The 19,361-nt window shown below is 45.1% G+C and carries 16 protein-coding genes; 10 read left to right on the top strand and 6 right to left on the bottom strand.

The genetic code is table 11. The features are described from left to right. Positions 1-187: 187 nt before the first annotated feature. The gene (locus tag NI462_RS08690) at positions 188-1,888 is read right to left on the bottom strand and encodes an NAD-dependent malic enzyme (RefSeq protein ID WP_253160150.1); all 1,701 of its coding nucleotides are present in this window, start codon (positions 1,886-1,888) and stop codon (positions 188-190) included. A 293-nt stretch (positions 1,889-2,181) separates the two neighbouring features. Between NI462_RS08690 and NI462_RS08685 the strand changes: the two genes are divergently transcribed. The 10 genes from NI462_RS08685 to NI462_RS08640 all read left to right on the top strand — a co-directional run bounded on the left by NI462_RS08685 (position 2,182) and on the right by NI462_RS08640 (position 13,568). Continuing rightward, on the top strand, positions 2,182-3,144 hold the full coding sequence (locus NI462_RS08685; RefSeq protein WP_155861592.1) for an alpha/beta hydrolase: 963 nt from the start codon (positions 2,182-2,184) through the stop codon (positions 3,142-3,144). 344 nt (positions 3,145-3,488) lie between these two features. Beyond that, on the top strand, positions 3,489-5,000 hold the full coding sequence (gene exaC / locus NI462_RS08680) for an acetaldehyde dehydrogenase ExaC (RefSeq protein WP_253160147.1): 1,512 nt from the start codon (positions 3,489-3,491) through the stop codon (positions 4,998-5,000). 404 nt (positions 5,001-5,404) lie between these two features. Further along, positions 5,405-6,520 (top strand): bifunctional 3,4-dihydroxy-2-butanone-4-phosphate synthase/GTP cyclohydrolase II, encoded by a 1,116-nt coding sequence (ribBA, locus tag NI462_RS08675; protein WP_004647616.1) that lies wholly within the window; start codon positions 5,405-5,407, stop codon positions 6,518-6,520. 18 nt (positions 6,521-6,538) lie between these two features. Next, a complete protein-coding gene (gene ribH, locus NI462_RS08670) occupies positions 6,539-7,009 on the top strand; it encodes a 6,7-dimethyl-8-ribityllumazine synthase (RefSeq protein WP_004280926.1) in 471 nt (156 codons plus the stop codon). A 4-nt stretch (positions 7,010-7,013) separates the two neighbouring features. Then, positions 7,014-7,463, top strand: a complete 450-nt coding sequence (gene nusB / locus NI462_RS08665) for a transcription antitermination factor NusB (RefSeq protein WP_004280924.1) — start codon at positions 7,014-7,016, stop codon at positions 7,461-7,463. Positions 7,464-7,480: 17 nt separating this feature from the next. After that, a complete protein-coding gene (gene thiL, locus NI462_RS08660; RefSeq protein ID WP_247143922.1) occupies positions 7,481-8,398 on the top strand; it encodes a thiamine-phosphate kinase in 918 nt (305 codons plus the stop codon). Further along, positions 8,376-8,897: a phosphatidylglycerophosphatase A family protein gene (locus NI462_RS08655; RefSeq protein WP_253160144.1), complete on the top strand. Its 522-nt coding sequence runs from the start codon at positions 8,376-8,378 to the stop codon at positions 8,895-8,897. Before thiL ends, NI462_RS08655 begins: the two co-directional genes overlap by 23 nt. 20 nt (positions 8,898-8,917) lie before the next feature. Beyond that, positions 8,918-10,282, top strand: coding sequence for a bifunctional UDP-N-acetylglucosamine diphosphorylase/glucosamine-1-phosphate N-acetyltransferase GlmU (gene glmU, locus NI462_RS08650; protein ID WP_253160141.1), 1,365 nt, complete (start codon positions 8,918-8,920; stop codon positions 10,280-10,282). 11 nt (positions 10,283-10,293) lie between these two features. Beyond that, positions 10,294-12,132 (top strand): glutamine--fructose-6-phosphate transaminase (isomerizing), encoded by a 1,839-nt coding sequence (gene glmS / locus NI462_RS08645; RefSeq protein WP_253160138.1) that lies wholly within the window; start codon positions 10,294-10,296, stop codon positions 12,130-12,132. Positions 12,133-12,191: 59 nt separating this feature from the next. Continuing rightward, on the top strand, positions 12,192-13,568 hold the full coding sequence (locus NI462_RS08640) for a phosphohexomutase domain-containing protein (protein ID WP_253160136.1): 1,377 nt from the start codon (positions 12,192-12,194) through the stop codon (positions 13,566-13,568). Between the two features lie 82 nt (positions 13,569-13,650). Here the strand turns inward: NI462_RS08640 and NI462_RS08635 are convergent, their stop codons facing one another. The 5 genes from NI462_RS08635 to galU are packed head-to-tail and all read right to left on the bottom strand — an operon-like array spanning position 13,651 to position 19,358. Continuing rightward, a complete protein-coding gene (locus NI462_RS08635; RefSeq protein ID WP_253160134.1) occupies positions 13,651-14,529 on the bottom strand; it encodes a beta-1,6-N-acetylglucosaminyltransferase in 879 nt (292 codons plus the stop codon). 2 nt (positions 14,530-14,531) lie between these two features. Continuing rightward, complete coding sequence (gene galE, locus NI462_RS08630; protein WP_005108342.1) at positions 14,532-15,551, bottom strand: UDP-glucose 4-epimerase GalE; 1,020 nt, start codon at positions 15,549-15,551, stop codon at positions 14,532-14,534. Further along, positions 15,544-17,211, bottom strand: a complete 1,668-nt coding sequence (gene pgi / locus NI462_RS08625) for a glucose-6-phosphate isomerase (protein ID WP_253160131.1) — start codon at positions 17,209-17,211, stop codon at positions 15,544-15,546. Before pgi ends, galE begins: the two co-directional genes overlap by 8 nt. Next, the gene (locus NI462_RS08620; protein ID WP_253160129.1) at positions 17,211-18,467 is read right to left on the bottom strand and encodes a nucleotide sugar dehydrogenase; all 1,257 of its coding nucleotides are present in this window, start codon (positions 18,465-18,467) and stop codon (positions 17,211-17,213) included. The genes pgi and NI462_RS08620 overlap by 1 nt, the downstream gene beginning before the upstream one ends. 12 nt (positions 18,468-18,479) lie before the next feature. Next, a complete protein-coding gene (gene galU, locus NI462_RS08615) occupies positions 18,480-19,358 on the bottom strand; it encodes a UTP--glucose-1-phosphate uridylyltransferase GalU (protein WP_253160126.1) in 879 nt (292 codons plus the stop codon). Between the last annotated feature and the right edge of the window lie 3 nt (positions 19,359-19,361).

Below are 19,361 nucleotides of genomic sequence, written 5' to 3'. Positions count from 1 at the left end.
AGTACGTGCCATTGAAAATATAGAAATAAAAATAACTCAAAGGAGGATTTTAAGTATTTAAAACCAATTCTTCAAATGAGGACACGCCCTAATCAAAAGATCAGGGCTTTTTATATTTCACCAACGCATCAGATAAACTCAAGCTAGCAAACCACTAGCCACAATACAGAGTCCATTTCCAATATAATTAAAAGGTAATTCGCTGATAATCACGGTATTGCGGTGTCCAGAAATTACGTTCAATAGCCAACTGCAATTCTTCTACACTGACTTTCGGTGCTACCCCATCTTCAATCGCAGCAAGCGCCACTTTTAAGGCAATCTGCTTCGAAATCGACTGTAAACAATCCAGATTTGGCAATAAATCTGCCTGAGGATCTTTCAGTTTCGGAGAACAGTCCGCCAAGGCATTACTCGAGGCCATGAGCATATTATCCGTGACACGTTTTGCACCTGAAGCAACTACACCCAAACCAATGCCCGGAAAGATATAAGAGTTATTGCATTGTGAAATATGATGAATCTGCCCCTGATAATTCACTGGTGCAAATGGGCTACCCGTCGCAATCAACGCTTTGCCCTTGGTCCATTGCAAGATATCTGCCGGAACAGCTTCTACGCGGGAAGTCGGATTGGATAAAGGGAAAATAATCGGTTGCACACTGTTTTCAGCCATGGCTTCAATCACTTCCTGAGTGAATAGACCTGGCTGTCCAGATACGCCTATCAGTACCGTCGGTTTGGCACGCTTAACTACATCTAGCAGAGAAATCATGCTCTCAGCATCTGCCCAGCTTTCTACATTTTCAAGAGGCTGTGCCAGTTTGCGCTGGAAGTCCAGTAAATTCGGCTGATTTTCTGTGATCAGACCAAAGCGGTCGACCATAAACACGCGTGCACGCGCTTCAGCATCACTTAAACCCTCAGCAACCATTTGCTTAATGATCTGTTCTGCAATCCCGCAACCAGCTGAACCAGCACCCAGGAAAGTAACCACCTGATCTTTGAGCTGTTTACCTGCTGCACGCGAAGCAGCAATCAGGCTGCCGACAGACACTGCTGCGGTGCCCTGAATATCATCATTAAAACAACAGATTCGATCACGATATTTTTCCAGCAAAGGCATGGCATTTTTCTGTGCAAAGTCTTCAAACTGAATTAAGGCATCTGGCCAGCGCTGTTGAATCGCCCGAATCACCGTCTCGACAAAAGCATAGTATTCATCGCCGCTGATTCGTGGTTCACGCCAGCCCATATAAATCGGGTCATTTAACAACTGCTGATTATTGGTACCGACATCAAGAGTAATCGGTAAGGTATAGGCCGGACTGATCCCGCCACATGCGGTGTAGAGTGCCAGTTTTCCAATGGGAATCCCCATACCACCGATGCCTTGATCTCCAAGACCCAAAATGCGCTCACCATCTGTAATCACAATCACTTTCACGTTCTTTTTATTGATATTGTGAATAATCTGGTCGATCTGATCACGGTCAGGATAGGAAATAAAGATCCCACGATGACGGCGATAAATATCAGAAAAGCGCTGACATGCCTCACCCACAGTCGGGGTATAGATAATCGGCATCATCTCACTGAGGTGATTTTCAATCAGATGGTAAAACAGGGTCTCATTGGTATCCTGAATATTCCGCAAATAAATATGCTTGTTAATATCACTGCTAAAAGCACAATACTGCTGATAAGAACGCTGACTTTGTTCTTCAATCGTCTCGGTGACATGAGGAATCAAGCCATGCAAGTTAAAGCTTCTACGCTCTTCTTCAGAAAATGCAGAGCCTTTATTGAGTAGTGGGAGTTCTAGCAGAGTATTTCCAGCATAAGGAATATATAAAGGGCGTTTACTGTTCAAATTTTCTCTGGGCATTATTTAACTCATCTAATCAATCTTCGGCAGTTCTGCCAAAATAGTCACATCACTTTGTTTATTTTATATAGCTTAGCCTGATTTTAAGCTGTTAGGTCATTTAGCAAATTTATAATACTTGTAGCAGGATTTTATAATCTGATAACACTCATTTTCAGCCTAGGTTTTGGACGGTTTCTAAAATTAATCCCTATTCGTATTTTTAATTTAAATCGGCAGCAAGATCTGTTTGACAAAAAACCTCAGCTCATCAAGGATAAAGCATAAATTTAATAAGATGAACGAGTATAAAAATGAGTGAACTGCAACCGCTTTATCAGCTCGATATTCTGGGGACAGGCTATGAACAAGCGACCTTAAACTTTCCCGATGATTATGAGGGCAAAGTCGTAGCAACCCTGATCCGTAAAAAAGCAGCCCAACCCACAAAAAAAGCAGTTTTATATATTCACGGCTTTATCGATTATTTTTTTCAGACCGAAATGGCAGAGCGCTTTAATCAGCATGGTTTTGATTTTTATGCGCTGGATTTGAGAAAGTACGGACGTTCGATTCTGCCGCATCAAAAATATTATAACGTCTATGACCTAGCTGAATATGATGCAGAAATTACCCAAGCCCTCGACATTATAGCAGCTGAGGGCCACGATGCTGCCCTGCTCTGTGGTCATTCTACCGGCGGCCTGACCACGACCTTATATGCGGCACATCATCCGCAGCACCCTTTAATCAAAGCGCTTTGGGTCAATAGTCCATTTTATGACTTCAATATGAATCCAATCAAACGTGCGCTTGGCATTCCGCAACTGAGCAGACTGGCTAAAATTTTTCCCAATCTTAAATTTCCAAGCGAGCTGAACAAGTGGTATGCCACCAGCCTGCATAAGGATTTAAAAGGCGAATGGGACTTCAGTCTGGACTGGAAAAAGACCCGCTACCCGATGGTTCGGATCAGTTTTATTCGTGCCATTCATGAGGCACAGAAAGAAATTCATCGCGGTGTTCAGCTCGATATTCCGGTATTGATCATGCATTCGCATCAGACCTTATATCCTAAAAAATGGGGCAAAGCCGCACAGAGCAGCGATGTAATTCTAGGCATTAAAGACATTCAGAAATATGCCAAAAAAATTAAAGGCGATGTCACGGTTCAAAGTATTCAGAACGGTTTACATGATCTGGTACTTTCAGAGCAATCTGTTCGTGAGCAGGTTTATCAGCAACTGTTTCAATGGCTGCATGACAAAGGGCTTTAGATAAACGTGGAAGGAGAAATGAAACTTACCATCATTTCTCCTGCTTGGCTTCTTTTGAATCCTTATTAGGTTGGAATGTAATTAAGCACATTGAAAATATGCCAATCTTTCGATGTTTCACAACTTCTATAACCCATTGTTTTTAAATTTAAGAATTGAAATTTATAACTTTTATTCTTCTACCACTTGTCTCGAAATATTGTCTTTTGTAGCAAGCCTGTAAACAAACAACCGTCCGTCTTTTTCCCTCTTTATAGTAGAGCTGAATGCAGAAGCGCCTATATTTTTTGATCGGCAACATGCGCGCAGCCTGCACCACTAACAATCATATAAAGGAATAGATTATGCGTTATGCAGACCCCAATACTGACGGTTCAAAAATTCAATTTAAAGCACAATACGATAATTTTATTGGCGGCGAATGGGTCGCTCCGGTCAAAGGTGAATACTTTGACAATCTCTCTCCGGTAGATGGCAAAGTCTTTACCAAAGTGCCGCGCTCTTCTGTAGAAGACATTGAGTTGGCGCTTGATGCAGCGCATAAAGCCAAAGAGCAATGGAACCGGTCATCACCGACCACCCGCTCCAATATCCTGCTGAAAATTGCAGATCGTCTGGAACAAAATCTGGAACTGCTGGCTGTGGCAGAAACCTGGGACAATGGCAAACCGATCCGTGAAACACTGGCTGCCGATATTCCGCTGGCCATTGACCATTTCCGTTATTTTGCCGGCTGTATCCGTGCACAGGAAGGCGGCATTTCCGAAATCGATGAAGATACCATTGCTTATCATTTTCATGAACCGTTGGGCGTCGTGGGTCAAATTATCCCGTGGAACTTCCCGATTCTGATGGCTGCCTGGAAACTGGCACCTGCCCTAGCTGCAGGTAACTGTATCGTGTTGAAACCTGCAGAACAGACTCCGGTCAGCATTCTGGTGCTGGCTGAACTGATTCAGGATATTTTGCCACCGGGTGTCCTGAATATCGTCAATGGTTATGGGGTTGAAATCGGTCGCCCGCTAGCCACCAACCCACGCATTGCCAAGATTGCCTTTACCGGCTCAACCGCAGTGGGTCAGCTGATCATGCAATATGCCACCGAAAATATTATTCCGGTGACGCTGGAACTGGGGGGTAAATCACCGAATCTGTTCTTTGCCGACATCATGGATCAGGAAGACGATTATCTGGACAAAGCGCTGGAAGGCTTTGCCATGTTTGCCCTGAACCAGGGTGAAATCTGTACCTGCCCTTCCCGGGCCTTGGTACAGGAAAGTATTGCCGATGAATTTCTGGCGCGTGCAGTAGAGCGGGTGCAACGGATTAAGACTGGTCATCCCCTGGATACTGACACCATGATTGGTGCGCAAGCCTCACAGGAACAGCAGGACAAGATTCTGGGCTGTATTGCCACTGGCCGTGAAGAAGGTGCACAGATCCTGACCGGTGGTGAAGCACGTCAGGAAGTCGGTCAAGGTTTCTATATTGAACCGACCATCTTTAAAGGCACCAATGACATGAAGACCTTCCAGGAAGAAATCTTCGGGCCTGTACTGGCTGTGACCACCTTTAAAGACTTTGATGATGCGATCAAGATTGCCAATGATACGATTTATGGTTTAGGTGCCGGTGTCTGGTCACGCTCAGCGCATACCTCCTACCGTGCAGGACGCGCGATTCAAGCGGGTCGGGTCTGGACCAACTGTTATCATATTTATCCTGCACATGCGGCTTTCGGTGGCTATAAAAAATCAGGGATTGGTCGTGAGAATCACAGAATGATGCTGGATCATTATCAACAGACCAAAAACCTGCTGGTGAGTTATTCAACCAAACCGGCTGGTTTCTTCTAAGTATGAATTTTCTCAAAAGCGAACTGCGGTTCGCTTTTTTGTTTTATTCAAGTTTTTTAATATCTGGTAAATTTTTCTGCTCTTGATCGTTGACCAGCAAAATAAAAGTCTGAAAATCACAAAAACAGGAATAAAACTGTATAAAAAACAAATTAATACTTTAACTTAGAAGGACTTCGCCTAAGTTTTTCATTTTTTATGCATTTTAACTGTTCAAAAAACCTGCATAAAGCCCTGGCTTTCATTTAAAGTCGGCTTTTCATGTTTATCAAGACTGTGTATAACAATGAACCACTAGAGGGAAAGCAATAAGCATAGGCAAAATTGCGCAAAAAGCGTTAGACTATGTACCCAATAATGTCATGATTCGGTCTGATCAAGATCAAAAAAGAAGGTGAAGGTTGATGCCGCTCAATACTGTTGAAGAGCTTGTAGCAGATATCCGTGCAGGAAAAATGGTCATCCTGATGGATGATGAAGACCGTGAAAATGAAGGCGATTTGGTGATTGCTGCCACACACGTACGTCCTGAAGACATCAACTTCATGATCACCCATGCACGTGGTCTGGTCTGCCTGACTTTAAGTAAAGAGCGTTGCCAGCAGTTGAATCTGCCGTTAATGGTGGATGCCAATGGTGCCCAGCATGGGACCAATTTCACCCTGTCGATTGAAGCGGCTGAAGGTATTTCTACCGGTATTTCTCCGGCTGAACGTGCGCACACGATTCAAACTGCTGTGGCTGCTCATGCCAAACCGGCAGATATTGTACAGCCAGGACATATCTTCCCGCTGATGGCGCAACCAGGCGGTGTCTTGCACCGTGCCGGACATACTGAGGCAGGTTGTGATCTTTCCCGTTTGGCAGGACTGGAACCGGCATCAGTCATTTGTGAAATCATCAATGAAGATGGCACCATGGCGCGCCGTCCGGATCTTGAAGTGTTTGCTGAAAAGCATGGCCTGAAAATCGGTACTATTGCCGATCTGATTCATTACCGCATGACCAATGAACAGACGGTTGAGCGTATTGATCAGCAAAGTATTGATACTGAATACGGCAGCTTTGACCTGTACCGCTATCGTGAACTGGGTAACCCGGATATCCATTTGGCCTTGGTCAAAGGTGAGCCTAAAGAGGGTGTGACCACAGTGCGTGTACATGGTTTTAACCCGACCCGCGACTTGCTCAAACTGAAGAAACAGGATGGCGAGCCGGCCTGGAACCTGGATCGTGCCTTGAAAGAAATTTCCAACAGTGATCGTGGTGTACTGGTCTGGATTGGCCAACACCATTTACAGGACCTGGGTCCAGCATTAGATACCCTTAAAGCACCAAAAAATGTAAAATCAAATTCTGCACTGTCTCAGCAGTATCAGACCATTGGTGTGGGTGCACAAATTTTGCGTGATTTAGGCGTTGAAAAAATGAAGCTGCTGAGCTCTCCATTGCGTTTCAATGCCCTGTCAGGCTTTAACTTAGAAGTGGTAGAATACATCACCGCACAACAAACATCTTAAGAAATCATCGAGGTTGTTATGGCAGTTCGCCGTATTGAAGGTATGTTACATCTCGCGAACGAAGACCGTTATGCGATTTTAGTTGGTCGTTTTAACAGCTTTGTGGTTGAACATCTGTTAGAAGGTGCCATTGATACATTGAAACGTCATGGTGTATCAGAGGATAATATTACTGTTGTTCATGCACCTGGTGCCTGGGAACTTCCTGTAGTTGCGAAAAAACTGGCAGCTTCAGATCGTTTCGATGCCATCATCGCGCTTGGCGCCGTGATTCGTGGTAGCACGCCTCACTTCGATTTCGTTGCAGGCGAATGTGCCAAAGGTTTAGGCGTGGTTGGCCTGGACACTGGCTTACCTGTAATTAACGGTGTACTCACTACGGACAGTATTGAACAAGCGATTGAACGCTCTGGAACAAAAGCAGGCAATAAAGGTAGCGAAGCTGCCCTGACTGCGATTGAAATGGTTAACTTGTTAAAGGCTATTTAACGCTATGTCGCAAACACTTCAAGCAACTTATGCAGCAAAACGTAAAGCACGTCGCTTTGCTGTACAAGGAATTTATGAATGGCAAATGAGCCACAATCCGGTGCATGAGATTGAAGCACGTACGCGTGTGGAAAATGCCATGCACAAAGTGGATCTGAGCTATTATCATGAATTGTTGACTCAAGTGGTTGCCAATCATGAAGCATTGGATGCGCTCTTAATCCCGGTACTCGATCGCGAACTTTCAGCACTTGACGGTGTTGAACTTGCGACCCTTCGCCTTGGTGCATATGAACTCAAAGAACATCTTGAGATTCCATATCGCGTCGTTCTAGATGAAGCGATCGAGTTGGCTAAACATTTTGGCGGTGCCGATAGCCATAAATACATCAATGGTGTATTGGATCGTTTAGCGACAACTTTGCGTGCAGCAGAAAAACAGCAATCTAACTAATAGCGTAGATTTGTTGTATGGCTGAATTTTCGATTATCGACACCTATTTCAATCGCAAGAATGCCAATTCTGTCGATCTGGGCGTCGGTGACGATTCAGCCTTGCTCACCCCCCCTCCTCAGCAACAACTGGTCATCTGTGCCGACACCCTGGTTGCTGGACGCCATTTTCCAATAGACACCGATCCGCATGCGATTGGCTGGAAATCTGTGGCTGTCAATTTATCTGATATTGCCGCGATGGGCGCAACCCCGCACAGTATTTTACTCGCATTGAGCCTACCCCAAATTGATCATGACTGGCTAAAAGCTTTTAGTCAGGGTTTGTACGATTGCTGTGATCAATTTGGCGTGAACTTAATCGGTGGTGATACCACTCAAAGTCCTCATTTAACCCTGTCTGTTACTGCATTAGGCTGGGTGGACATTGGTCAAGCCATTACACGCTCAGGTGCAAAACCGGGTGATTTGATCTGTGTCAGTGGAACTGTCGGTGATGCAGCTTTTGCACTACAGCATCTTGGTCATCCACTACAAAAACGTCTGGACTATCCAACGCCACGTTGTCAGCTCGGTGCCGCCCTAAAAGGTCTGGCGCATAGCATGATTGATATCTCGGATGGTTTGGCACAAGATCTTGGACATATTCTCAAAGCTTCTCAAGTCGGTGCAAAGCTGCAACTCGAAAACTTACCGATCAGTCCTACCCTGCATGCCTTAAACAATGAGCAAAAATGGCAATATGCCCTCGCTGGTGGCGACGATTACGAATTATGCTTTACAATAAGCCCGCAAAATTACGAAAAATTATTGCAAAAACAACTTGATGTTTCGATTAGTATAATCGGCACAATTCAGCAGCAACACGGCTTAACTTTTGAAAAAGATGGCGTAGATCATTCACTTCAATTTAATGGGTATCAACATTTTGCATAAGCCTCCAATTCTTTTTAAAACTATGACTTGGCCAGAACGTTTTATTGTGTTCTGTGGTGTGGGCTTTGGTTCTGGTTTAAGTCCTAAAGCACCTGGTACCACTGGTTCCGCTTTTGCACTATTATTTGTACCAGTTTGGCTTGCAATCGGCTTCACAAACACCATCTTGGCGATTATGATCATGTCCCTGATTGGTATTTATATTTGTGACAAAACAGCAAAAATTATGGGCGTACATGATGATGGGCGCATCGTCTGGGATGAATTTGCAGGACAATCCATCACATTTTTGCCCCTGATCTACTTAGGCCAGATGAACTGGTTATGGTTATTCATCGGTTTTGCGCTATTCAGATTATTTGATATCTGGAAACCTTGGCCGATCCGGGTGATTGACCGTCAAGTGGACGGTGGCTTCGGCATCATGCTGGATGACATTATTGCCGGTCTTTGGGCGGCTCTTTGTATTTTGCTTTATTTTTACTTCACCGTGGCATAAGCCATATTTAGGATTAGAACATGTCAACGACTGTTATTATTCTTGCTGCAGGTAAAGGCACGCGCATGCGTTCAAGCTTACCGAAAGTATTACAACCTCTTGCAGGACGTCCTTTACTGGGTCATGTCATTGAAACGGCAAAAAAATTAAACGCAGATAATATTATTACCATTTATGGTCATGGTGGTGACCTTGTTCAAACAGCATTTGCACAACAGGATATTAAATGGGTAGAACAGGCTGAACAGCTGGGTACCGGACATGCGGTACAGATGACCTTGCCTGTCCTGCCTCACGACAGCGTATCGCTGATTCTTTCCGGCGATGTACCGTGCATTAATCCTGTGACCTTGCAAAAATTACTCGATGCCACCGCAGAAACCGGTATTGGTCTGGTGACCCTTACCCTGCCGGATGCCAATGGTTATGGTCGTATTGTCCGTGAAAATGGTGAAATCCAGGCTATTGTTGAGCACAAAGATGCTTCCGAAGAGCAACGTCAGATTAAAGAAATCAATACCGGTATTTATGCGGTCAGCAATGCCAAACTGCATCAATGGCTGCCAAGTTTAAGTAATGACAATGCTCAAGGTGAATATTACCTGACGGATATCGTCGCGATGGCTTTGGCAGATGGTATGCAAGTTGCATCTGTAGAACCTGAAATGGCTTTTGAAGTTGAAGGGGTCAATGACCGTGTGCAGCTAGCTGCTTTAGAGCGTCAGTTCCAAGCTTATCAAGCCAAACAGCTAATGCAGCAAGGCGTACATCTGATTGATCCAAGCCGCTTTGACTTGCGTGGCAATTTAACTGTCGGCCAGGATGTCCGCATTGATATCAACGTGATTATCGAAGGTGATTGCGAGCTCGGCGACAACGTTGAAATTGGCGCTGGCTGTATTATCAAGAATACCAAGATTGCAGCTGGCACCAAGGTTCAGCCATATAGTATTTTCGATAGCGCCATCGTGGGTGAAGATACCCAAATTGGACCTTTTGCACGACTACGTCCGGGTGCACAACTGGCCAATGAAGTACATATTGGTAACTTCGTTGAAGTCAAAAATACCACGATTGGTTTAGGCTCTAAAGCCAACCACTTTACCTACCTGGGTGATGCAGAAGTTGGCAGTGGTTCAAACATCGGTGCAGGGACTATTACCTGTAATTATGATGGTGCGAATAAATTTAAAACGATTATTGGTGATCAAGCCTTTATTGGCTCGAACAGTTCATTGGTGGCACCTGTGAAAATTGGCAACGGTGCCACAGTGGGTGCAGGCTCAACGATTACCCGTGATGTGGAAGACAACAGTTTGGCAGTAGAACGCTCTAAGCAATTTGCCAAAGAAAACTATCCACGTCCACAAAAAATCAAGAAATAAGGGGAATAAATATGTGTGGTATCGTTGGTGGCATTGCAGAACGTAGCATTACCAATATTTTGATCGAAGGCTTAAAACGCCTGGAATACCGTGGTTATGATTCAGCAGGTTTGGCACTTATCAATAATAGCCAAGTCCTACGTGAACGCCGTGTCGGTAAGGTCGCGAACCTTGAACAAGCTGTGAATGAATCACAGATTAGCGGTTCACTCGGCATCGCGCATACACGCTGGGCGACCCATGGTAAACCGACTGAAGAAAATGCCCATCCGCATATTTCTGAAAATGTGGCAGTGGTGCATAACGGAATTATCGAAAACTATCAGGAACTCAAAGATGATCTTGAAGCTTTGGGCTATGTGTTTACCTCACAGACTGATACTGAAGTGGTTGCCCATCTGATCAATGATGCACTGAAATCTACCCCGAGCCTATTAGAAGCTGTACGCCAAGTCGTTCCACAACTGAAAGGTGCCTATGCACTGGGTATCATACATACTGATCATCCAGATGAACTGATTACCGTACGTGAAGGTTCTCCACTGGTGATTGGTGTCGGGATTGGCGAGAACTTTATCAGCTCTGACCAGCTTGCGCTACTCCCGATTACCAACCGTTTTATTTATCTTGAAGAAGGTGATATTGCGCGTTTGACTCGCACCACCATTGAAGTCTTTGTCGATGGTCAACTGGTTGATCGTCCGGTCAAGGAACTGGATGCTGCAGTCAGCAATGCTTCTAAAGGTGAATACAAGCACTACATGCTCAAAGAAATTTATGAGCAGCCTGAAGCGATCAAACAGACCATTTCCCAAGCTTTAAATGGCAATGACCTGCGTGAAGATTTCCTTGCCAGTGCGGAACAAGACTTTTCAAAAATTCAGCAAATCCAGATTATTGCCTGTGGTACCAGCTATCATGCCGGCATGATCGCCAAATACTGGTTTGAACAATTAATTGACCTGCCTTGCCAAGTCGAGATTGCCAGCGAATTCCGTTATCGCACTCCGGTGATTGTGAATCACACGCTGTATGTGTGTATTTCCCAATCTGGTGAAACTGCCGACACCTTAGCTGCATTACGTGATACGCAAAAACGTGCGGCAGCTAAAGGACTGGACATCACTACGATGACCATCTGTAACGTGGCGACCTCTTCGATGGTGCGTGAAACTCAGCATAGTCTATTAACGCTGGCAGGTCCTGAAATTGGTGTAGCTTCAACCAAAGCCTTTACCACCCAGCTTGCTGCATTGATGCTATTGGTACTCAAAATCGGTTCTGTGAAAAATACTATTTCCACAGAACAAATGACGGAGATCACCACAGAACTTTGGCATACGCCTAAAGTGATTCTGGATACCTTGCGTCATGATGATGAGATTCTACGCCTTTCTGAACTGTTTGTTGAAAAGCAGCATTGCCTGTTTTTGGGCCGCGGTACGCACTTCCCGATCGCTCTGGAAGGTGCACTCAAGCTAAAAGAAATTTCATATATTCACGCTGAAGGTTATGCTGCAGGTGAGTTGAAACACGGACCATTGGCACTGGTTGACAATGACATGCCGGTGGTGATTCTGGCGCCACAGGATGACATGCTGGACAAACTGAAATCCAATATGGAAGAAGTTCAGGCACGTGGTGGCGAGCTATTTGTGTTTGCTGATGAGCACAGCGGTATTAAAGCCAAAGAACGCCAGCATGTGGTACATATTCCGGCAGTCAATGCAGTGCTGGCACCGATTGTGTATAGCATCCCAGTCCAATTATTGTCCTATCATGTGGCAGTGCTACGTGGTACGGATGTCGATCAGCCACGCAACCTGGCAAAATCGGTCACTGTAGAATAATTAAAATTGAATCAAGGCTGGGGAACCGGCCTTTTTTCTTCTAAATGGAGAGCCTATAAATGACACAACTGACTTGCTTTAAAGCCTATGATATTCGTGGCAAACTCGGTACCGAACTTAATGAAGATATCGCCTATAAAATTGGCCGTGCTTATGGACAGATTTATCAACCTAAAACGGTTGTCATTGGCTGTGACATCCGACTCAGCAGTGAAGACTTAAAACAGGCGACCATTCGCGGTTTAAATGATGCCGGGGTCAATGTGCTGGATCTTGGCATGACTGGGACTGAAGAAGTTTATTTCGCAGCTTTCCATCTGGATGTTCAGGGTGGTATTGAAGTGACGGCCAGCCATAATCCGATGGACTATAACGGCATGAAGCTGGTGCGTGAAAATGCCCGCCCGATCAGTGCAGATACAGGCTTAAAAGAAATTCAGGCCTTGGCAGAATCAGGGAAATTCGTTGAGGTTGTCCAAAAAGGTCATACTGAACAATATAATATCCTGCCTGAATTTATCGATCACCTGATGACTTATATTGACGCGGCAAAAATCCGCCCGATGAAACTGGTGATGAATGCCGGTAATGGTGCCGCAGGTCATGTGGTGGATGCGCTTGAACAGAAGTTTCAACAACTACAGATCCCGGTTGAATTTGTCAAAATTCACAATGAGGCCGATGGTAACTTCCCGAATGGCATCCCGAATCCAATTCTGGTTGAAAATCGTGATAGCACTCGTGATGCGGTCATTCAGCATGGTGCGGATATGGGCATTGCCTGGGATGGCGACTTTGACCGCTGCTTCCTGTTCGATGAAAAAGGTCAGTTCATTGAAGGTTATTATATTGTTGGCCTTCTGGCGCAGGCATTCCTGCTGAAGCAGTCTGGTGAAAAAATTGTCCATGACCCGCGTCTGGTCTGGAATACGCTGGATGTCGTGGAGCAATATCAGGGAATTACCGTCCAATCAAAATCAGGTCATGCCTTCATTAAGGATGTCATGCGTGAACATAATGCGGCTTATGGCGGGGAAATGAGTGCCCATCACTATTTCCGTGATTTTGCTTACTGTGACAGCGGCATGATTCCATGGTTACTGGCTATGGCGGTACTGTCTGAAACAGGAAAATCCTTATCTTCTCTCGTGGAAGAAATGATCGCCAAGTTCCCATGTTCAGGTGAAATTAATTTCAAAGTGACCGATACCCAGGCAACCATCCAAAAACTTTTCGATCATTATGCCGATCAAAAACCAGAAATTGATCAGACCGATGGGGTCAGCCTGAATTTTGGCACCTGGCGTTTTAATGTGCGTGCATCGAATACTGAACCGCTATTGCGTCTAAATATTGAAAGCCGTCGTGATCATAATCCACGACCGATGCGGGACTATGTCGATGAGCTGACCCAGCTGATCCAGGGCGATGCTTAAATCCTAAAAAAGCCTGAAACCAGTGCCCTTTAAACCAGAGAAAAGACTCCAGTTTTTAGGGTACTGTTCCGGCCTGAAGCTTTTATGAAAAATGTTTTTCGAGTATCTCGACTGCAATATTTGCATTCATTTTCCGCGCAAACAGCATGCCTGACTGCTTCATTTTATCAAAATCAGACACATCTAAAGTTCTTGGATAATCCGGCCCGGAGTCCCAGTCAATATATCTTAGCCCTGTTTCACAATCCTCTATCCTATGCTGGGCATGATAGATGCGTTGCTGAAAATGGGAATTATAAATAATGGTATGGAAAAAGATTTCATCTGCACAGAGTGAAGATTTAAAGGTTTTTGCATAATCCGGATTCGCTTCCAGATAATCCAGAATAAATGTCACCGCTTGATCGGTGAGAGTAATCCAGTTTGAACCTTTATATAGTTTAGGTAAATGAGAGATATCCTGTTTACGGAAATGCCGGCAATACCATAATGCCCATCTGTTCAGGAACTGAAATAATGGTGATTTAGCTTTTTGATACATAATCGGTAAATACAGGACATTCACCCGTTGTTCCACATCATCTGCTAAATCATCATGACCCACAAACTCGGTCTGTTTTTGATATTCTTTTTCTAGAAATAATTCTCTTGCTGTATTGGAACATAAAGGAATGTCATCTCCAGACAGGAAGAAAAAATAGCCGTAATCATATTTTTGTGCTTCCTGCAGGAGTTTTAACATGACTTCAATTTGGCTATAGCTGCCCCATCGTACATCTGTCCGGTCTGCTAAAAAATATACCTGATCAAGCTGTCCGAATTGAGTATGAAATGGGGCAAGGTCGGCTTTTTGATCGACATGAATAAGAATAATACTATGAGGACTTTTCAGCAGCTCATTCACCAGAAAAACCAATGAATGGGTAAGTTGATGACAAATAACCCCATAAATAAAATTCATATCTATGATCCATATCCTTTGGGGTTCTGCTTTTGCCATTTCCAGCTATCGGCGAGCATATCCTCCAAGCCATATTCTGGTGTCCAGCCCAACTCTTTTACTGCACGCGCATTGTCTGCATAGAAACTTGCCAAATCACCATCACGTCGTGCAGCGAACTCAAACGGAATCTGGATCTGATTCACTTTCTCAAAGGTATCTTTCAGGGTTAATACCGATATCGGTTGGCCCGTACCAATATTCCAGGCCCGGCAGCCTTGATGCTTTAAACGATTCTGAATGGCTAAAACATGTGCTTTCGCTAAATCCACCACATGAATAAAGTCACGCTCACAGGTGCCGTCGGCCGTGTCGTAATCATGGCCAAAAATAGACAGCTTTTCACGCAGACCTACCGCAACTTGAGTCACAAAAGGCATCAGATTGTTGGGAATACCCAATGGATCTTCACCAATCTGTCCACTTTTATGCGCGCCGACCGGATTAAAATAACGTAGCAAGGCAATGGACCAACGTTCATCTGCAATTGCTACTTTTTCTAACATCTGCTCAACAACCAACTTGGTATAGCCATAATTATTATTCGGCATACTTAAGGGCATATCTTCCTGATATGGAGAAGGATTATCTTCACCATACACAGTGGCGGAAGAGCTAAAGACCAGTTTATACACCTGTGCGCGCTGCATCGCCTGAACCAGACTAATTGAACCGGCAATATTATTATCAAAATAAGCCAATGGAATCTGCTGGCTTTCACCGACTGCTTTAAGACCGGCAAAATGAATTACCGCATCAATCGAATTTTGCTGAAAGACCTGATCGAGTAACTGGCTATCCCGGATATCGCCTTCCACAAAGGTCAGGCTTTTTTTGGTCAGCTTTTCTACTCGGCTTAAGGACTCGGAGGAGCTATTGCACAGATTATCAAGTACAATTACCTCATGTCTGGCATTCAACAATTCTACACAGGTATGTGAACCAATATAGCCTGCCCCACCTGTGACCAAAATTTTAGCCATTTGACTTTCCTAATAAAATTTTAATGAGGCCTTGGGTAGAACCGTCCAAACCATCCAGATCGGTTTGTTCACCATTCAGTATTGGCAATAGCTGGTTGGCAATTTCCTTGCCTTTTTCTACGCCCCACTGGTCAAACGGATTGATATTCCACAGCACGGACTGGACAAATACCTTGTGCTCATACAGTGCAATAAGCATGCCCAAACTGTATGGATTGAGTTCCTGCAATAACAGGGTACTGCTCGGCTGATTACCTTCATACTGTTTATAAGCCGGTAAGCTCGCCAATTCAGTTTGATCCAGTGCTTCATTGCCAAAAGCCAGTAAGCGCGATTGCGCCAGACAGTTGGATAAGGCCAGATGATGTTGTTCGACTAATGCTTCAGCGCTGTCTGCATAGGTATATTGCTGGCTGTTATAACGTTCTACCGGTGCAATAAAATCACAGCTGACTGACTGCGTACCCTGATGCAATAACTGATAGAAGGCATGCTGGGCATTCGGCCCGACCTCACCCCAGATAATCGGGCAGGTATCTAGCTGGACTTTCTCGCCATTACGCTGGATCGACTTGCCGTTAGACTCCATTTCCAGCTGTTGCAGATAGGAGGCAAAATATTTCAGCCGGCCATCATAAGGCAGAATCGCATGGGTCTGAATATCCAGAAAATTGGTATTCCAAGCCCCCAACAATCCCATCAATACCGGAATATTGCGTTCAAAAGGCTGGTACTGAAAATGCTGATCAATTGCATAAGCACCAGCCAGCAGCTGCTTAAAGCCTTCAATCCCGATACTCAAGGCAATTGGCAGTCCGATACAGGACCAGAGTGAATAACGCCCGCCGACCCAGTCCCAGAGCAACAACTGGTTTTCCGGGGCAATGCCCCATGCGGTCATTTTTTCCGGTTTGGTCGATACCCCAATAAAATGATGCTTAAGAATATAGGGATGCTGACCTAAGGCCTTTTCCAGCCATAAACGGACTGTTTGTGCATTGGTCAGGGTATCAATGGTGCCAAAGGACTTGGAGGAAATAATAAACAGTGTCGTTTCCGGACGCAGCTGGTGCAACAGCTCGGACAGCTGACTACCATCCATGGTCGAAACAAAATGTACGTTGAGTGGCTGGGCAGACTGGTATTTAAAATCAGATAAAGCATGCGTGACCATCAAGGGACCCAGATCTGATCCGCCCACCCCGATATTGACCACATCCTGAATGACTTCCCCGGTGGCACCGCGACGCTGTCCGGCATGAATCTGTTCCACCAGCGCATACATCCTTTCCAGCTGGGCATGTACATCAGCTGCCAGATCAGCATGCTGTTGGTCCTGTTCCGGCAGACGCAGTGCCCAGTGCATGGCAGCACGCTGCTCGGTATAGTTGATTTCCTGATTGGAAAATAGGGAACCAATCCAGGATCTGAGGTTCTGTGCATCGGCCCATTCGATCAGGCCCTGCAGCACATTTTTATTGATTCTGTGTTTACTATAGTCAAACAGCAGTTGTTCAAACTGGATAGAATATCGATTAAAGCGCTCTGGGTCAGCTGCAAACAACTCCAGCAAATGCTCAGACTGAAGCTGTTCTTTGTTCGAGGCGAGTTTCTGACACACAGTTTCAGTGTCGAGATTTGGATTAAAATGGCTCAACATTAACGTCCTACCCCAATATAATTAAAACCACGTGTTTTGACATACGTCGGATCATACAGATTACGCCCATCCAGAATCAGAGGATGCTGCATCAGCTTGATCAGATATGGATAATCCGGACTGCCGTACTGTTTCCATGCCGTAATCAGACACAAGGCATGCGCCCCTTCCACGGCCTGATACTGGTCTTTACACAGGATTAAGTCTTCTCGTGGCCCATAGACCTTTTCAATATTTGCGATTGCCTGAGGGTCATGTAGCTTGACCGTCACGCCTTGCGCCCACAAAGCGGTCAGCATGGCATGTACCGGAGACTGCTGGATACTCGGGGTATTTTCCTTAAAGGCTGCACCCCAGATTGCAATGACCTTGCCCTTTAAGTCCCCACGAAAATAGTTCCAGAGTTTTCGGAACAGTAATTCTTTTTGCTGTTCGTTAATGTCCCAGACCTGTTCCAGCAGCTGGTTTTTCACTCCTGAATCTGCAACGGCATGAGTAAGCGTCCGGATATCATGTGAGAAATTTTCTCCACCAAAACCAACGCCTGGGAACAGATAGGCAGAACCAATCCGGTTATCTGCCGCCATGCCCTGACGTACCTGCTCAATATCGATGCCAAGTTTTTCTGCTACACTCGCCAGATCATTCATATAACTGATCCGGGTGGCCAGCATGCCGGAAATGCTCAGTTTGGTAAATTCGGCATCCAGTACCGGCATAAACAGATACTGCTGCGCACGCGGGAATAAGGGCCGTAACAGCTCTCTGATTTTAAGCTGTGCATCCGGTTGGTCACAGCCGACTATCAGCTGACTGGCCTGCATAAAACTTCGAATCGCATTGCCTTCCTGAATAATATCTGGCAGGTAAATCCAGTCATCATTCGGCAGCAACTGCTGAAAACGTTGGGTTCCATGCAAGCCAAAAGTCGATGCATTGATCATTAGTTTGGGATGAGCAAAACAGGCATGCCGGATGGTATTCAGCATCTGCAATGCCATATGCTCTTCAGTTGCATTAAAACTAAAGAAAAAAGTCTCTTGATTGAAATCCAGATGCTGAAAATCACAACAGTTTAAAAAGCCGGATTTTTCCTGTTTTTGCAACAAGGCCTGCAGTGCTTCATCCTGAAAATAAGTCCGTGCCGGATCATCGCTACTGAAGCTGTTACACCACACTACCTGATGACCACATTCAGCTAGAAGGGCTGCAATGACCCCTGAAAATAAGGTTTTTCCCAGTACCGTGACTTTCATAGTATCCCTTTATTATTCTAATGCCAGTTCCTGAATCAATGCTTTAAACTCGCTACCGAGTTTAGGATGATCGATGCCATAATGTAAAACAGCTTTTAGATAACCTAACTTACTGCCACAGTCAAAGGTCTGGCCTTTCATGCGGTAGGCTTCTACAGCTTCTGTCTGCTGCAGCATGGCAATCGCATCTGTGAGCTGGATTTCATTACCTGCCCCGCGTGGTGTCTGTTCTAAAAGCTGCATGATTTTGGCCGGCAGAATATAACGTCCGACCACAGACAGATTTGAAGGTGCAGTACCGACGGCCGGTTTCTCGACGATCCCTTGCATGACAATGCTTTCACCTTCCTCAGGTGATGCAGCAACATCAACAATGCCATACTGATCTACTAGATGTTCAGGCACTGCTTCCACCATGATTTGTGAAGCTTGAGATTGTACATAGCGCTGAATCATGCGTGATAGGTCATTTTCCGGATCCTGATCCTTGACCAGTACATCCGGTAATAACACCGCAAAATCATCATCGCCAATCACCGCTTTGGCACACAGTACCGCATGGCCCAGACCCAAAGGCTGCGGCTGACGTACACTAATCACACTGACACCCGCAGGCAAAATTTCAGTAATTTCTTTAAGCAAGTCGGTTTTGTTTTTTTGCGCAAGGGTAGTTTCAAGTTCGAAGTTGCGGTCAAAATAGTTTTCAATCGAGGCCTTGGAAGAATGGGTCACCAGAATAATCTGCTCAATCCCGGCAGCAACCGCTTCACGCACCACATATTCAATCGCAGGGCGATCCACAACAGTCACCATCTCTTTGGGAATAGATTTGCTGGCAGGTAAAAAACGCGTACCAAGACCTGCTACAGGGAGAATTGCTTTTTTGATCATATC

It is taken from the genome of Acinetobacter lwoffii, from assembly GCF_024129715.1.
Lineage (GTDB): Bacteria > Pseudomonadota > Gammaproteobacteria > Pseudomonadales > Moraxellaceae > Acinetobacter > Acinetobacter lwoffii_U.
The sequence above is the reverse complement of the archived record's forward strand: the minus strand, read 5'-3'. Positions and strand labels throughout refer to the sequence as shown.

Bases quoted from the DNA above. Each gene is read 5' to 3' on its own strand.
- NI462_RS08690 (WP_253160150.1), bottom strand. From the start codon at position 1,888: ATGCCCAGAGAAAATTTGAACAGTAAACGCCCTTTATATATTCCTTAT.
- NI462_RS08685 (WP_155861592.1), top strand. From the start codon at position 2,182: ATGAGTGAACTGCAACCGCTTTATCAGCTCGATATTCTGGGGACAGGC.
- exaC (WP_253160147.1), top strand. From the start codon at position 3,489: ATGCGTTATGCAGACCCCAATACTGACGGTTCAAAAATTCAATTTAAA.
- ribBA (WP_004647616.1), top strand. From the start codon at position 5,405: ATGCCGCTCAATACTGTTGAAGAGCTTGTAGCAGATATCCGTGCAGGA.
- ribH (WP_004280926.1), top strand. From the start codon at position 6,539: ATGGCAGTTCGCCGTATTGAAGGTATGTTACATCTCGCGAACGAAGAC.
- nusB (WP_004280924.1), top strand. From the start codon at position 7,014: ATGTCGCAAACACTTCAAGCAACTTATGCAGCAAAACGTAAAGCACGT.
- thiL (WP_247143922.1), top strand. From the start codon at position 7,481: ATGGCTGAATTTTCGATTATCGACACCTATTTCAATCGCAAGAATGCC.
- NI462_RS08655 (WP_253160144.1), top strand. From the start codon at position 8,376: ATGGGTATCAACATTTTGCATAAGCCTCCAATTCTTTTTAAAACTATG.
- glmU (WP_253160141.1), top strand. From the start codon at position 8,918: ATGTCAACGACTGTTATTATTCTTGCTGCAGGTAAAGGCACGCGCATG.
- glmS (WP_253160138.1), top strand. From the start codon at position 10,294: ATGTGTGGTATCGTTGGTGGCATTGCAGAACGTAGCATTACCAATATT.
- NI462_RS08640 (WP_253160136.1), top strand. From the start codon at position 12,192: ATGACACAACTGACTTGCTTTAAAGCCTATGATATTCGTGGCAAACTC.
- NI462_RS08635 (WP_253160134.1), bottom strand. From the start codon at position 14,529: ATGAATTTTATTTATGGGGTTATTTGTCATCAACTTACCCATTCATTG.
- galE (WP_005108342.1), bottom strand. From the start codon at position 15,551: ATGGCTAAAATTTTGGTCACAGGTGGGGCAGGCTATATTGGTTCACAT.
- pgi (WP_253160131.1), bottom strand. From the start codon at position 17,211: ATGTTGAGCCATTTTAATCCAAATCTCGACACTGAAACTGTGTGTCAG.
- NI462_RS08620 (WP_253160129.1), bottom strand. From the start codon at position 18,467: ATGAAAGTCACGGTACTGGGAAAAACCTTATTTTCAGGGGTCATTGCA.
- galU (WP_253160126.1), bottom strand. From the start codon at position 19,358: ATGATCAAAAAAGCAATTCTCCCTGTAGCAGGTCTTGGTACGCGTTTT.